General features: G+C 73.2%; 10 protein-coding genes and 1 pseudogene. 5 read left to right on the plus strand and 6 right to left on the minus strand.

Annotation, left to right across the window (positions count from 1 at the left end):
- The first annotated feature begins 135 nt into the window (after positions 1–135).
- The 3 genes from OG294_RS34745 to OG294_RS34755 are packed head-to-tail and all read left to right on the plus strand — an operon-like array spanning position 136 to position 2,455.
- Positions 136–1,251 (plus strand): S-adenosylmethionine:tRNA ribosyltransferase-isomerase, encoded by a 1,116-nt coding sequence (locus OG294_RS34745; RefSeq protein ID WP_327070535.1) that lies wholly within the window; start codon positions 136–138, stop codon positions 1,249–1,251.
- 56 nt (positions 1,252–1,307) lie between these two features.
- Positions 1,308–1,565 carry a phosphopantetheine-binding protein gene (locus OG294_RS34750; RefSeq protein WP_327070536.1) on the plus strand — a complete coding sequence of 86 codons (258 nt, stop codon included), beginning with the start codon at positions 1,308–1,310 and terminating at the stop codon, positions 1,563–1,565.
- Positions 1,562–2,455, plus strand: a complete 894-nt coding sequence (locus OG294_RS34755) for a fructosamine kinase family protein (protein WP_327070537.1) — start codon at positions 1,562–1,564, stop codon at positions 2,453–2,455. The genes OG294_RS34750 and OG294_RS34755 overlap by 4 nt, the downstream gene beginning before the upstream one ends.
- 12 nt (positions 2,456–2,467) lie before the next feature.
- Here OG294_RS34755 and OG294_RS34760 read toward each other — a convergent pair whose 3' ends face one another.
- Complete coding sequence (locus tag OG294_RS34760; protein WP_442789380.1) at positions 2,468–3,556, minus strand: MsnO8 family LLM class oxidoreductase; 1,089 nt, start codon at positions 3,554–3,556, stop codon at positions 2,468–2,470.
- Between the two features lie 68 nt (positions 3,557–3,624).
- Positions 3,625–6,042 carry an immune inhibitor A domain-containing protein gene (locus OG294_RS34765; protein ID WP_442789278.1) on the minus strand — a complete coding sequence of 806 codons (2,418 nt, stop codon included), beginning with the start codon at positions 6,040–6,042 and terminating at the stop codon, positions 3,625–3,627.
- 224 nt (positions 6,043–6,266) lie between these two features.
- Here OG294_RS34765 and OG294_RS34770 point away from each other — a divergent pair, with 224 nt between their 5' ends.
- The gene (locus OG294_RS34770) at positions 6,267–7,481 is read left to right on the plus strand and encodes a glycosyltransferase (RefSeq protein ID WP_327070539.1); all 1,215 of its coding nucleotides are present in this window, start codon (positions 6,267–6,269) and stop codon (positions 7,479–7,481) included.
- 79 nt (positions 7,482–7,560) lie between these two features.
- Here the strand turns inward: OG294_RS34770 and OG294_RS34775 are convergent, their stop codons facing one another.
- Positions 7,561–10,005, minus strand: a complete 2,445-nt coding sequence (locus OG294_RS34775; protein WP_327070540.1) for a hypothetical protein — start codon at positions 10,003–10,005, stop codon at positions 7,561–7,563.
- A 245-nt stretch (positions 10,006–10,250) separates the two neighbouring features.
- Between OG294_RS34775 and OG294_RS34780 the strand changes: the two genes are divergently transcribed.
- Positions 10,251–11,186, plus strand: a complete 936-nt coding sequence (locus OG294_RS34780; protein WP_327070541.1) for a hypothetical protein — start codon at positions 10,251–10,253, stop codon at positions 11,184–11,186.
- A 61-nt stretch (positions 11,187–11,247) separates the two neighbouring features.
- Here OG294_RS34780 and OG294_RS34785 read toward each other — a convergent pair whose 3' ends face one another.
- The 3 genes and pseudogenes from OG294_RS34785 to OG294_RS34795 all read right to left on the minus strand — a co-directional run.
- Positions 11,248–12,039, minus strand: a complete 792-nt coding sequence (locus OG294_RS34785; RefSeq protein ID WP_327070542.1) for a maleylpyruvate isomerase family mycothiol-dependent enzyme — start codon at positions 12,037–12,039, stop codon at positions 11,248–11,250.
- Between the two features lie 138 nt (positions 12,040–12,177).
- Positions 12,178–13,497: an aldehyde dehydrogenase family protein gene (locus OG294_RS34790; protein WP_327071780.1), complete on the minus strand. Its 1,320-nt coding sequence runs from the start codon at positions 13,495–13,497 to the stop codon at positions 12,178–12,180.
- A pseudogene (locus OG294_RS34795) lies at positions 13,492–14,190 on the minus strand (type 1 glutamine amidotransferase domain-containing protein); the annotation flags it as partial. The pseudogene OG294_RS34795 and the gene OG294_RS34790, both read right to left, overlap by 6 nt.
- Between the last annotated feature and the right edge of the window lie 47 nt (positions 14,191–14,237).

Raw genomic sequence — 14,237 nt, forward strand, 5'->3', positions numbered from 1 at the left:
CTGTCAAGGGAATTGCACCTGGTGCTGACGGTGCATCAGGTACGGAGAATCACTCGTGTCAACACCCTTGACCGCTTAACCGCTTTAGTGCTGACATGAAGGCTCCGACCTCGCGGACCGCCAGGGAGTGCGCCCATGAAGGACCTGCCCGACACGGCCAACCAGTACGACTTCGACTTCAGCAGCCGGCTCATCGCGCAGCAGCCCGCCGAGGTGCGCGGCGGTGCGCGCAGCGCCGCGAAACTGCTGGTCCTGGAGCGCGCTGCGGGCAAGGTGCACCACCGGCGCTTCGACGAGCTGGGCGAGTTCCTCTCGCCGGACGACGTGCTGGTGGTCAACAACGCGCGGGTGGTCCCCTCGCTGCTGCGCGGCCGGGACGCGCACGGCTCGCCCGTCGTGGTCAATGTCTTCTCCCCGATGGACGACGGCAGTTGGCACTGCCTGGTGCTGCCCGCCTCGACTGCCGAGGTGGGCGCCGCGCTGCGCTTCGGCGAGGAGCGCGAGGTGGTCGGCACCCTGCTGCGCGACGAGGGCGCCGGAGTCTGGCGGATCGCCTTCGAGCCCGGCGGCACCGAGGTGCTGGACGAGATCGGCGAGATCGCCTACCCCGACTACCTGGTGGAGCGCCCGATCGACCCCGCGCACTACCAGACCTCGTTCGCCAGCCGGCCCGGTGCGACCCTCTTCCCCTCTGCCGCACGCCACTTCACCCCTGAGCTGATCGAGGCGCTCAAGGGGCGGGGCACCGCGGTGGTCGAGGTCACCCACCACATCGCGGCCCGCTGGCAGCACGGCTACCTGCGCGACTGGTTCGGCGCCGACGTCGCCTGGGCCGAGGGGGCGGACGTCGAGGTGCCGGCCGGTGCGAGCGGTCCCAGCCTGCCCTTCCCGCGCCCCGAGCGCTACGAGGTGTCCACCGCCGCCGCCGACGAGATCAACGACCGGCGCCGGGCCGGCGGGCGGATCGTGGTCTGCGGCACCTCGGCGCTGCGCGCGCTGGAGACCGTGGCGGACCAGCGCAGCGGACGCGTCTGGCCGGGGACGGGCTGGACCAACCTGATCCTCGGCCCGGGCCACCGCTTCAAGGCCTGCGACGCCTTCCTGACCAACCTGCACATGCCCCGCAGCTCGGAGCTCCGGCTGACCTCGGCCTTCACCGGCCGCCAGGAGCTGCTCGACCTCTACCGCGACGAGGTCGTCCCGAACGGCTACCTCTTCAACGAGTTCGGGGACTCCATGCTGATTGCCTGACAAGCAGCGGGGAACGGCCGGAACAACGACGACACCGAAGCAGACGAGAGGGACCCATGGGTTTCCCGAACAGCACCTTCGAGGCGGTCATCAGGGCCAGCCTCGGCGTGCCCGGCACCACCGAGCTGCCGTTCGACGCGCCGCTGACCGACTTCGGACTCGACTCGCTCGGGTCGGTGAACCTCGTCCTGGACCTCGAGCTGGGCTTCGACGCGGTGATCCCGGACACCGCGCTGCTGCGGCCGAACTTCTACTCGGCCGAGACCCTCTGGCAGGCCCTGGCGGAGATCCTCACCGGGGCGGGCCCCGCATGACCGGGCGGCCCGGCGGCGAGGAGCCGGTGGCGGAGGGCGAGCGCTGGTCCGGCTACGACAGCGCCTACCTCGGCGACGTGGTGCACGCGGAGCCGCTGAGCGGCGGCGCCGCCCACGACGTGCGGCGGGTGACCCTGAAGGACGGCACCCGGCTCGTCGTCAAGGCCTCGGACCGGGTGCCGCCCGACATGTTCCCGATCGAGGCCGAGGGCCTGGCCGCGCTGCGCGAGCAGGGCGGGCTGCGCACCCCGGACGTGATCGAGGTGGGCCCGCGCCACCTGCTGCTGGAGGAGGTGGCGCCGACCGCCCCGCACGCCCCCGCCGTCTGGGAGGAGGCGGGCCGGGCGCTGGCCCGCCTGCACGCGATCTCCGGCACCCGGTTCGGCTGGCACCGCAACGGCTGGCTCGGCCTGCTGCGGCAGCGCAACGACTGGTCCGAGGACGGCTGCGCGTTCTTCGCCGAACAGCGCATCCTGCGCTACCTCGCCGAGCCGGAGGCCGAGCGCGCGCTGGACCCCGCCGACCGGGCGGGTCTGACCCGGCTCTGCGAGCGGCTGCCCGACCTGGTCCCGCCCGCCCCCGCCGTGCTGAACCACGGCGACCTGTGGCACGGCAACCTGCTCGCGACCGCGCAGGGCGAGCCGGTCTTCATCGACCCCGCGGTCTGCTGGCTGTGGGCCGAGTCCGAGCTGAGCATGGCGTACTGCGTGGGCGGGATCCCGGAAGGCTTCTTCGCCGCCTACCAGGAGCTGCAGCCGTTGTCCGACGGCTGGCAGGACCGGATGCCGCTCTACCATCTGCGCGAACACCTCAGCGTGCTGGCGCACTTCGGCCCGAACGAGTACCACGTGACGCAGATCCGCCGCACCGTGCGCCGGTTCGCGGGGTGAACCCGTCCGACGTCACATCGGACGGCCTGCCAGGCCCAGCTCCGCGGCCAGCAGCCGGTAGGAGTCGAGGAGCGCGGCGCGGTCGTAGGTGCTGGTGGTGACCAGGAACTCGTCGGCCCCGGTGCGCTCCATCAGGGCGGCGAGCCGGGCCGCGGCCTCGGGCGGCGTCCCGGCGATGTGCCCGTCGAGCGCCTGCTCGTAGGCGGTGCGCTCGCGCGGGCTCATCGTGCGCGCCAGGATCTCCGCCGCCGGGGCCAGCGGCGGGAACTCCCCGTGGGTGCGCGACCAGGCGCTCGACCAGGCCTCGGGGACGAGCAGCTCCCGCGCCGCCACTGCCGTCCCGGCCACCGCCACCGTGCCGGAGACGACCACGTACGGTGCCGCCGCCCGCGCCGAGGGGCGGAACCGCTCGCGGTAGCGGTCGACGGCGGCCAGCATCGCCTCCTCACCGCGCACACCGCCGATGACCAGCGGCAGGCCGGCCTCGGCGGCGATGTCCGCGCCCGCGCCGGTGGCCAGCACGAAGGCCGGCACCGCCAGACCCTCGGCGGGCCGGGCGTGCACCTCGGGGGCGCTCCGGGTGGCGTCGAAGTAGCCGAGCAGCTCGGTGAGTTGCTCGGCGAAGTGGTCGGCGGCGTCCTTGCCCTGGCCCAGCGCCCGGCGCACCCCGTCGGTGAAGCCCACCGAGCGGCCGAGCCCCATGTCGATCCGGCCGGGGAAGAGCGAGGCGAGCACCCCGAACTGCTCGGCGACGACCATCGGCCGGTGGTTGGGCAGCATCACGCCCCCGGTGCCGACCCGGATCCGGCTGGTCGCCGCCGCGACCGCCGCGGCCAGCACGGTCGGTGCCGAGCCCGCCACCCCCGGCACGCCGTGGTGCTCGGAGACCCAGAAGCGGTGGTAGCCGAAGCGCTCCGCCTGCTGGGCGAAGGCCACCGTGTCGCGCAGCGCCTGGGCCGGCGGCTGCCCCTGCCGGATCCGGGAGCGGTCCAGCACCGAGAGCCGGTAGCCCGGGGCGGGGCCGCTCCCGGAGGTCGCCGCCGTGCTCCCCGAGGTCGCTGTCGTCACGGTGGGGTGAACACCGCAGGCCGCCGACCGCATTCCCGCGCCGGACACGGCCAGGGGCCCACCGCGGCTGCGGCGGGCCCCGGCGCGGGCGGTGCTTGCGGTCAGTCGACCGGGCGCACCCGGATCCAGGTCTCCAGGTAGTTGGCGCTCTCGTTCTCGATCTCGATGCTGGTGCCGGTGTCCGGCACGATCACGCTGCTGTTCGGGTCGGAGGCGTCCCAGTACGTCCGCTCGTGGTCGTTGAACTCGTCCACCCCGCGCGAGCGCGGGACCGTGGTGAGCGCGTCGGCCTTGTGCAGCTTGAGGCCGTCGGTGCGCCGCGAGCCAAAGGTGGAGTCGTAGCCCTGCATGCGCGGGCGCATCAGGGTGCCGTCGGCCCACTTGAGCGGGGCGGGGTGCGCGTCGATCGGCAGGATCAGGCCGTGGCCCGGGTGGCTGCTGACGTTGTTGTCGCTCTGCGAGGTGTCCCAGAGCCAGATCAGCAGTCCGGGCTGGTAGGCGTAGTGCTCCACCCAGCCGGGCTTGGCGGCGGAGCCGAAGTTGTACGGGCCGGTGCGCAGGGTCTCGTCGTAGGAGACGTACTGGCGGTTCTCGGCCAGGTAGTACTGGTCGTAGTCCTTGACGAAGGTGCCGCCGATCCGGGAGAAGCCGTTGGCCGTCCAGCCGGCGTCCCCGTTCTCCGCGCCGTCGCTGAAGACGGTCGCGCCGTCCGCCGTCACGGCGATGTCGTCCAGCGCCAGGCCCCGCAGGTGCAGGCCGCCGTCGGTGGTGTTGTGGAAGCGGATCTTCACCGCCCTGCCGGCGTACGCGTCGAGCGGGAAGGACAGCCGGCCCCAGGCGTTGTTCGTGCTGCCGGTCAGCGCGGCCTTGCCGGCGGCGTTCTTCGGCAGCGCGGTGCCGTTGAAGGTGCCCGCCAGCACCTGCCAGTTGGCGCCGCCGTCGGTGGAGACCTCGGCGTAGCCGTAGTCGAAGTCCTGCTCCAGCTCCCACCAGGCCTGGGCCGTCAGGGTGGCCGAGGTGCGGCCGGTCAGGTCGAGGTCGCGGGTCAGCGCGACGTCCAGGTTGTCGGCGCTGCCGCTCCACCACTCGCTCTTGCCCGCGTACGGGGTGTTGATCGTCGTGGTGACGCTCTTCTTCGGCAGGTCGACCACCAGGGCCTGCGGGAGCCTGTTGTTGTACTCCACCGGGCCTATGTGGTGGGTGGACTCCTTGCCCGCGGCGGCCTTGTCGTAGCGCAGCCAGCCGAGCTTCAGCTTGCTCCAGACGTCGAGGTCGTCCGGCTTGTCGCCGATGTTGTCCTTGCCCTCGCCGAGCCAGGAGCCCGACGACATCAGCGACCAGAAGCCGACCGAGTTGTCACCCGGGCCCACCGTGTCGTAGAGGTCGGGCAGACCGAGGTCGTGCCCGTACTCGTGGGCGAAGACGCCCAGCCCGCCGTTCTCCGGCTGCATGGTGTAGTCGCCCACCCAGTAGCCGCTGTCGCCGATCTGCACGCCGCCGAGCTTGTTGCCCGCCGGGCCGGTCTGACCGTTCTCCGAGCCGTGCACGTAACTGCGGTGCGCCCACAGCGCGTCGGCGCCCTGCGCGCCGCCGCCGGCCGACTCGTCCTCGCCGGCGTGCACGATCTGGAAGTGGTCGATGTAGCCGTCGGGCTGGTTGAAGTTGCCGTCGTGGTGGGAGCCGTAGCGGTCCCACTGGTCGTACTCGGCGAGGTTGGCCTTGATGTCGGCGTCGCTGCGGCCCTTGGCCTTCTGGTCGGCGACCCAGGCGTTCAGCGCGTCGACGATCAGGTCCTGGGCGTTGCTGCAGATGTGCGCGCCGCAGAAGTTGGAGCCGTACCTGGCCTCGTTCCAGGGCACCCGGACCCAGTCGCTGACCTGGCCGTCCACCGAGTAGCGGCCCGAGGACTGCTTCTCGTAGTAGGTCTTCAGCGAGGGCTTGTCCTTGGCGAAGTACAGGTCCTGGTAGTGCTGCTGGTTGTAGTCGGCCTGCCAGGCCGTGGAGTTGTTGACGGCGCGGTCGGGCTGCTGGATCTTGTTGTGCGCGGGCCCCGGGGTGCCGCCGTACTTGGCGCTGCCGTCGGGCAGCTTGGTGGTGCTGTCCACCTGGTCGCCGAAGTCCACCAGGATGGTGAAGATCTTGTCGGTGCGCTCGCGGGCCAGCTCGACGTACTTGTCACGGCCCAGCTTCACGCTGCTGCTGCCGCCATGCTGCTCGACCTTCGCGGTGCCGGCGAGCAACTGCTCGGTGGCGGCCTTCTGTTCGGCCGCCACCTTCTCGGTGAACGGTCCCGGCAGGTCGTGCTCGACCCGGGCGGCCTGGGCGGCGTCGGCGGGGTCGGTGACGGCGACCGGAGCGGCGGGAGCCGCTGCCGCGGTGGCCGGCAGCAGGCTCAGGCCGAGGGTGGCCAGCAGCGCGGTACTGGTGACCGCGGCGGCTGTCCGCCTGGTCGGATGCGACTTCAAGGTCCTGTGCGGCTTCAACGTGGTTGACGTCCTCCCCTTGCCGGGCCTGGCCATGAGCCGACCGGTGAACTGAAACTGCCAAGTTGAGGACATATTTCACCCAAGGAATGGCAAAAATGAAAGCCCTTGATCCGGGCATGGCAGGGCGCTACAGTGCGTGGGCTCGCCGGGCGACCGGACCCCTGCGGCTGCCGCGGTGTCCCCGGGCGTACGGTGAATGCCGTCCGATCTCCCGGTGGCTGAGTCGGGCTCAGCTGCCGCACCCGGCGAGGAGTCCGATGAAGATCCTGTTCCTGGCGGGCGGATCACAGGGCGACGTGGCGCCCTTCACCGGCCTCGGGGTGCAGCTGCGTCAGGCCGGACACGAGGTGGCGATCGCCACCCAGCCGCGCTTCGCCGAGCTGGTGGGTGCCGGCGGCCTGGAGTTCCGGGCGCTGCCCGGCGAACTGCGGCGGGAGCTGTCGCCGCTGCGGCAGGCCACCGACTTCGTCCGGCAGCTGGGGGAGGGCGTGGCCGCCACCGTCGCACCCGGCGACGACCTGCTGCTGCTCGCCCCCACCACCGCGCCGCTCGGCTGGTCGCTCGCCGAGGCCCACGGCATCCCGAGTATCGGCGTGTACCTGCAACCGGTCCATCCCACAGCGGAGTTCGCCCCGGCCGTCGGCGCCGGACGCTCGCTGGGCCGGTGGGGCAACCGCGCCGCCGGGCACGTCTCGCTGCGCCTGGTGGACCGGGTCTACGGCCCGACGGTCACCAGGCTGCGGGCCGGGCTCGGCCTGCCGCCGATGACCGCCGGAGCCACCCGGCGGCGCCAGGAGGCAGCCGGCTGGCCGGTCCTGTACGGCTACAGCCCGAGCGTGCTGCCCCGGCCCGCGGACTGGCGCTCGGGGCTCGACGTGGTGGGCAACTGGTGGCCCTTCGATGCGCAACTGACGGATCATCAACTGCCGGCCGAACTGGCGGACTTCCTGCAGGCCGGCCCGCCGCCGGTGTTCATCGGCTTCGGCAGCATGGGCGGCGGCGAGGGCGAACGGCTGAGCGAGCTGGCCGTGCGGGCGCTGCGCCGGGCCAGGGTGCGCGGCGTCGTCCAGGCGGGCTGGGCGGGCCTGTCCGGCACGGGCGAGGACGTCATCACCGTCGGCGAGCTCCCGCACCTGGCGCTCTTCCCCCGGATGGCCGCCGTGGTCCACCACGCGGGCGCGGGCACCACGGCGGCGGCGCTGCGCGCGGGCGTCCCCGCGGTGCCGGTCCCGGTCCTCGGCGACCAGCCCTTCTGGGCCAACCTGCTCGCCCGGCTGGGCGCCGGCACCGCCCCGATCCCCTTCAAGTCGCTGACCGCCGACCGCCTCGCCGCCGCGATCACCCGTGCCACCGGCGACCCCGTCCACCGGACCCGGGCCACCGCACTGGCCGGGCGGCTGGCGGCGGAGGACGGGGCAGGGCGCGCGGTCGAGCTGATCGAGCGGACGGCGACGGAGGCGGGGTGGGGATAGGGCCCGGCCGGGGCGGCCCGGGGAGCGGAGGGCTGCCGCTCCCCGGGCCGCCGCACGGCGGGCCGGCTGTCGGGCGCCGCTACCGGGTACCGGCGCCGGGCCGTCGGCGTCGGCCCCAGAGCAGCAGGCCGGCCCCGGCGATCAGCAGGGTGCCGCCCACCACGGCGAACCGCGCCACGTCAGCGCCGGTGAAGGCGAGCGCCCGCGCCGGGGGAGCCGCGCCCGGCCCGGTGGACGGCCGGGTCGGCGGGGCGCTGGGCGCGCTCCACACCGCTCCCGCGGGGGTGGGCGTCGGGCTCTGCCCGGACCCGCCGGTCGGTCCGGCCGTCGGTCCGCTCGGCCCCGCGCTCGGGCTCGGCGCACCGCTCGTCGGCCCGCTCGTGGGCGGTGCGGTCGGTGGCTGGGTGGGCTGCTGCGTGGGCGGCTGGGTCGGCTGCTGGGTGGGTGGCCCGGTCGGTGGCCCGGTGGGTGGTCCCGTCGGTGGCTGCGTGGGCGGCTGGGTCGGGGGCGGCGTGGGTGTCGTGGCGACGCTGCCGCCGCCCAGCCAGCTGACCGGCGTGTCCTCGTAGTGCACCGGCGCCTGCTGCGACTGGGTGACCGTGACCGGCAGCGTCCTGTACGTGGTCTGGAAGGTCTGCTCCGGGATCGGCTGGTGCGGCGCCTGCCCGAAGTCGACCCCGCCGACGGCGTACTTGAACTGCTCCGGCACGCCGTTGACCGGGTAGGTGATCGAGAACGACGCGTCGCCGTCCTTGTACGACTTCAGGTAGTCGGCGTAGACGTCCGCCGGGTTCCACGGCGTGCGCGCGGGCCACCGGCTCACGTCGTCGCTGTTGATGATCGAGTGGAAGGGACCGGGCGTGACGGCGTCCCGCTCGCGGATCCACTCGGCGATCACCCGGCTGTAGTACACCCGCCGCAGGTCGGCGAAGCCCGGGTCGGTGTTCACCAGCTTCTCCGCCTGGGGGACGACCACCTTCTGCAGCACCGAGAGGTTGTAGTCCTGCAGACTCTGGGGCAGTGTGCAGGGGCGGCCGGGGCCCGGGGTGGTGATCTGCAGGCGCTGCGCCTCGACCTTCAACGGGGCGTCCAGCACGTACAGCTGACTGCCCGTGTCGCGGACGGTGGCGGTGTCCGGTTCGATCCACACCCGGTAGCTGCCCGTGCACGGGGGCGTGTCGGCGGTGCCCTTCAGCTCCTTCCAGTACTCGGTGCCGGTGGGGTTGCCGGCGCCGGGCACCTGCAGGGCGGCGACGGTGTGCTTGAGCTCCAGGTCGGAGGAGAGCAGGATCCGTCCGGCGTCGGTGCTCGCCAGCCGGGGGTCGACGATCTTGTCGGGCTGGTCCGGGTTGAGGTTGACCCAGAAGGTCGAGGGGTCCAGCGCCAGCCAGGTGAACATGGCGTCGGAGGTGAGCTGGGCGTCCTGCAGACCGCCGAACGAGGGGGTGTCGCTGGGGTTGTCGTCGGTCTGGAACGAGTACTGGAGACCGGCGTTGTCCGGCGCCAGCGACACGTAGCGCAGCTGCATGGTGGAGAAGTCGATGCCGCCGGGCCGGATCGCCGCCTGGTCGGCCGCGCCGGACAGGTCCTCGAGGTCCTGGTCGGCGTCCTCGATCGCGTTGGCCTGGTCCTGGCTGTCGCCGGACCCGCCGGTCAGGTCGTTGAAGGCACCCGACGAGGGGTCGGCCGCGGGATCGGGCTCCATGAGCTGGGAGGCCGGCGAACCCGGCGCGACCGTCCCCGGATCGGACTGCACCGGAGTCGCCTCGACGGTGTACGGATCGCTCAACCCGTTGGACGTCAGGGCCTTGACCGCGCTGGGCCGCGGCTTGCTGCCGAAGACGTACTCGATCTTGTAGCCGGTCTCCGCCTCGATCTGTGCGTCCTTCTGCACCTGGGCCTTGACGACCGTGTTGCCGGACTTGAACTCGTAGGCGATCTTCTCGTCGTGGTTCACCGCGTCGAATATGCGGTCCTGGGGGCCGCCGGGGATCCGCTCCTGGCAGAGCCAGTCGTCGCCCAGCCCGATGGTCTGCACCGCGTACTGCTCAAAGGCCTTGCCGCGGTTGTTGTTTCCCATGTTGGGCACGTACTGGCCGAGCCACTTGCTCCACGGCAGCGGCGACTTGCCCTCCTTCGCCTTGCGCGCCAGGTACCGGTTCCACGCCGCGTACACGTGGTCGGGGGTGCCGGGCGTCTTGCCGTTGGTGTCGGTGCCGTACTCCTTGAGGATGTTCGGGTCCGTGATGGCCGGCAGTGCCCGGGCGTTCTCACCGGGGTTGTCGTACGGGTAGCTGCCCAGCGGATAGCTCGGCGGAGTGGAGCCGGCGGGGGTGAACCCGGGCAGCTGATCCCGTGGCGGGGTCGGCTTGGTGATGCTGTACAGGTCCGCGCACCGGTTGGACGCGGCGGCGACGGCGGACCGCACCGGCCAGCCGATCAGCACGGCGAGCAAGGCCGTCACCATGACGACCACGGCGAACCGTGCTCCCGGCAGTGCCCCCGAGCGTAATAAGCGTCTCACGTTGCCTCTCCTCGGCCGTGAGCGCCGCCGCCCCTGCTCCCGTCGGCAACGCCCGGCCCTGGTGGGTGCTTTCCGAAGTCGGCACCGTACCAAGGGGGATGACGTCTTGTCGGGCGTGTTGCCAGGTGGTGCTGTGAATCCTCGGTGGAGGCGCCCGCACGACTCGGCCCGCGCGGGGAGGGCGTCGGGTAGGTTCGGAGCCGCTGTGCTGGACCGGATGCGAATGCGGATGCGGAGGCGAGCCGATGGCGGACGATCAGCTGGACGACTGGCTGGAGTCGCTCAACCCGGTGCTGGAGCGCCTGGGCTGGTTCCTGCCGAGCGGCTTCGTGCAGGACTTCTCGCCCGGGTCCTTGGACGGGCTGGAGGCGGTCCTGCTGGCGAACGTCCCGCCCGGCGGCGCGCCGCCGACCGACAGCGGCCTGGTGGACTCCGCGCTCGGCTACCTGGGCGAGGCGCTGCTGCGGGTCGGCGGCGGACACTGGGCGTGGGACCACGACCCCGACAGCCCCGACCACGACCTGCCGTTGGTCTGCCCGGACCCGGCGCTCGGCCTGCCCCCGGTCTCCCCGATGGAGCTGCTGCGCCGGGCCAGGCGCTCCGGCGGCAGTGGTGAACTGCGCCGCGCGCACGCGGCGTTGGCGGCGGCGGTGGCCGACCACCAGGCCGCGCACCCGGGTTGGAGGCCGACCAAGCGGCACACCCCGGGCGTCGACGAGGCCGACCCCGCCACCGAGGCCCAGGACCCTTGGCTCACCGGCTGGTTGGCGCAGCGCGCGGCGGCCTTCGCCGACTGGGCGGCCGACTGCGGTGGTTCAGCCGCCTGGGACTTCAGCCGCGACTCGATCGACGCACTGGAGCAGCTGCTGCTCGGGCGGATCGCCACGGCCGAGGCGTTCGAGGCGCCCGAACAGCGGGAGTTCGTCGCGGGTGCCGCCTGGTACCTGGGCGAGGCGGTCCGCCGCTCCGCGGGCGGCGTGCGCTGGCAGTACCGCCCCGTGCCGCCCGGATACCCCGACGCCCGCGCGTACTTCGAGGCCACCAACGACGCGTGGGCGGGCGCGCCCTACCTCGCGCAGTACCCCGACGGCGACTCGGCCGACCCGCGCAGCTCGCTCCACCTCGCCGTCGTGCGACGTGAGCCGGGGCGGCTGCGCAGGCGCTTCGACGCGTTCCGGTGAGCGGGCGGGCGCACCTCGGCGCGCGCCCGCCCGCCAGGAAGGCTCAGGGCCTCTCCACGGCTCAGAACGCGGAGTTGGCGAACCAGTGCGCCAGCAGCTCCTCGTCCCCCTGGACCTCGAACCGCTCGTCCGCCCGGTCCAGCCGGCCGTAGGCGAGCAGCAGCAGGTCCGCGGCGCTCCCGCGCACGGTGGCGTCGGCGGGCACGTCCGTGGCGCCGGTGCCGTCCAGGCCGAAGCCGTCGGGGCGCAGCCGGACCAGCCAGTCGCGGTCCGCGTCGGTGCAGCTGAACCGGATGGACCTGTCCTCGCCGCGCAGCTTGGCCGTCCCGGGCGCGAAGAAGCTCGCGAAGGGCAGGTTGACGAGGAACTCGTCCACGCCGTCCACCGCGAGTTCGGTGTCGATCGCCGACGGGATCCCCAGCGCCACCTCGGCGTCGACCCGGTGCACGAGGGTCTCGAAGAGCATCCGGCGGGCCCAGAACCGGGCGTGCTGGTCGGCGCCCCACGCCCACATCGGCAGGTCGGCGGGGGTGGCGGCGAAGGCCTCCGCGGCCACCTGCGCGCTCGCGGACAGCCAGTCGGCCAGGCCCTGCGGCCCCGCCGGCAGGCGCAGGTCCACCTCCCGGCTGGTGGGCCGCTCCTGGATCTGCCCGTTCAGCAGCACGGCGAACCACCGCTGCACGCTGCCCGCGTGCTGGAGCAGGTCGGCCAGCGTCCAGCCGGGGCAGGACGGGACGGGGGTCGTCAGGTCGGCGCCCTTGACCGCCTCGACGAAGCGGGCGGTCTGCGCGGCGACGGCCGCGCGGTGGTCGACGGCGGCCGGCGTGCGGTCCGAGCCGTGCGGAGTGCTCATCTGCTTGTCCTTACAGGAGGGTGGTGGTCCCCGGCCGATCGCTCGACCGGGGACCGGTATCTTCTCGCAGCCGCTGCGGCGGCCGGTGCGCAGCCGCGGTCGGCCGAGCGGGTCGGCCGGGTGGCTCAGCCGAGCGGATCAGCCGAGCGGCTTGTCCAGCACGGCCTTCGCGTGGCTGAACGTGTCGATCGAGTACTCGCCGTGGTAGCGCCCCATGCCGCTCTCGCCCACGCCGCCGAACGGCAGCTCGGGCACCGCGAGGTGGGAGACGGTCAGGCCGAAGACCAGCCCGCCGGAGGAGGTCTCCACCGCCAGCCGCTGCTTGGTCTGCTCCGAGTCGGTGAAGGCGTAGAGCGCGAGCGGCTTGTCGCGCTCGTTGATGAAGGCGATCGCGGCGTCCAGGTCGGGCACGGCGATGACCGGCAGGATCGGGCCGAAGATCTCGCCCTGCATCACGGGCGCCTCGGGGGAGACGTCGGCCAGCACGGTCGGCGCGAGGTAGCGCGTGGCGCGGTCGTGGCCGCCGCCGGTGACGATCCGGCCCTCGGCGAGCAGTGCGGTGAGCCGGTCGTGGTGGCGCTCGTTGACGATCCGTCCGTACTCCGGGTTGCCGGCCGGGTCCGCCCCGTACAGCGCCTGCACGGCCTCGCGCAGGTGCGCCTCCAGGGCACCTGCGGTCTCGCCGATGGCGAGCACGTAGTCCGGGGCCACGCAGGTCTGCCCGGCGTTCTGGAACTTGCCGCGCGCCACCCGCTGGGCGGTGACCGCGAGGTCGGCGCCGGGCTCGACCACCACGGGGCTCTTGCCGCCGAGTTCCAGGGTGACCGGGGTCAGGTGCTTGGCGGCGGCCGTCATGACGATCCGGCCGACCTGGCCGTTGCCGGTGTAGAAGATGTGGTCGAAGCGCTGCTCCAGCAGGGCCGTGGTCTCCGGCACGCCGCCCTCCAGCACGGCCACCGCCTCCCGGTCCAGGTAGCGCGGCAGCAGCCTGGCCAGCGCCGCGGAGGTGGCCGGGGTCAGCTCGCTGGGCTTGACCACGGCGGTGTTGCCCGCCGCCAGGGCGCCCACCAGCGGGGCGAGGGCCAGCTGCAGCGGGTAGTTCCACGGCGCGATGATCAGCACCACGCCGAGCGGGTCGCGCACCACCTGGGCTCCGGCGGGCCGGAAGCCGTCCGGGACGGTGGCCGGCCGCGGGCGCAGCCAGTCGGCCAAGTGCTCGACCGTGTGGTCGAGTTCGTTCAGCGTGAAGCCGATCTCGCTGCGGTGGGCCTCGGTCGCGCTCTTGCCGAGGTCGGCCTTGAGCGCGGCCAGGAAGGCCTCGGACTGCTCGGTGAGCAGGGCGCGCAGCGCGCGCAGCTGGGCGAGCCGCCAGTCGATCGGCCTGGTGCGGCCGGTGGTGAAGGCGCCGCGCAGCCGCGCCACCACGGTGGCCGGGTCGGTGGAGACGGCGGCGACCAGGGTGTGGGCCAGCCCGGCGGAGGAGCCCGGGTTCTGGCCGGTGTAGAGGTTGCGGTCGGTCACCGTGTGCGGGGTGAACGGCGCGGCCTCGACGAACTCGGCGCCCAGCTCGACCAGGCGGTCCTGGACCAGCCACGGGGCGCGGTCGGCCAGGCCCACCGCCGTCTCCTCGGCGTTGCTGAAGGCGGTCATCCGGTAGCCGGCGAAGGGCCAGCTGCCGTCCTCGCGGCGAGCGGCGAGCAGCGCGGCCGGCGCGTGGCAGACCACGCCCAGCGGCTTGCCCGAGTCGAGCGCCCGGGTCAGCAGCCGCCCGGAGGCCTCGTCCACCGCGAGGTCCTCCATCGGGCCGTGGCCGCCGGGGTAGAAGACCAGGTCGTAGGCGTCCGGGTCGACCTCGGCGAGCTCGGCGGGGTGCGCCAGCTGCGCCCCGATGGCGTCGAGGTAGGTGGCGAGCCACGCGGCCTTCTCCCGGCCGCCGCCCGCGGCGCCGCCGTTGGCCTCGGCGCTCAGGCTGCCCGGGTCGGCGGTGGCGGGGACCCCGCCGGGGGTGGCGATGGTGATCTCGAAGCCCGCCTCGGTGAAGATCCGGTGCGGCTCGGCGAGCTCCTCGGCCCAGAAGCCGGTGGGGTGCGGGGTGCCGTCGGCCAGCGTCCACGCGGTGGCGCCGGTGACGACGAAGAGGGCGGAAGTCATGGTGCTGCTCCAGTGCGGAAGTTGCTGAAGTGCGGGATTGCGGTGCG

It is taken from the genome of Kitasatospora sp. NBC_01302 (assembly GCF_035976515.1).
Taxonomy (GTDB): domain Bacteria; phylum Actinomycetota; class Actinomycetes; order Streptomycetales; family Streptomycetaceae; genus Kitasatospora.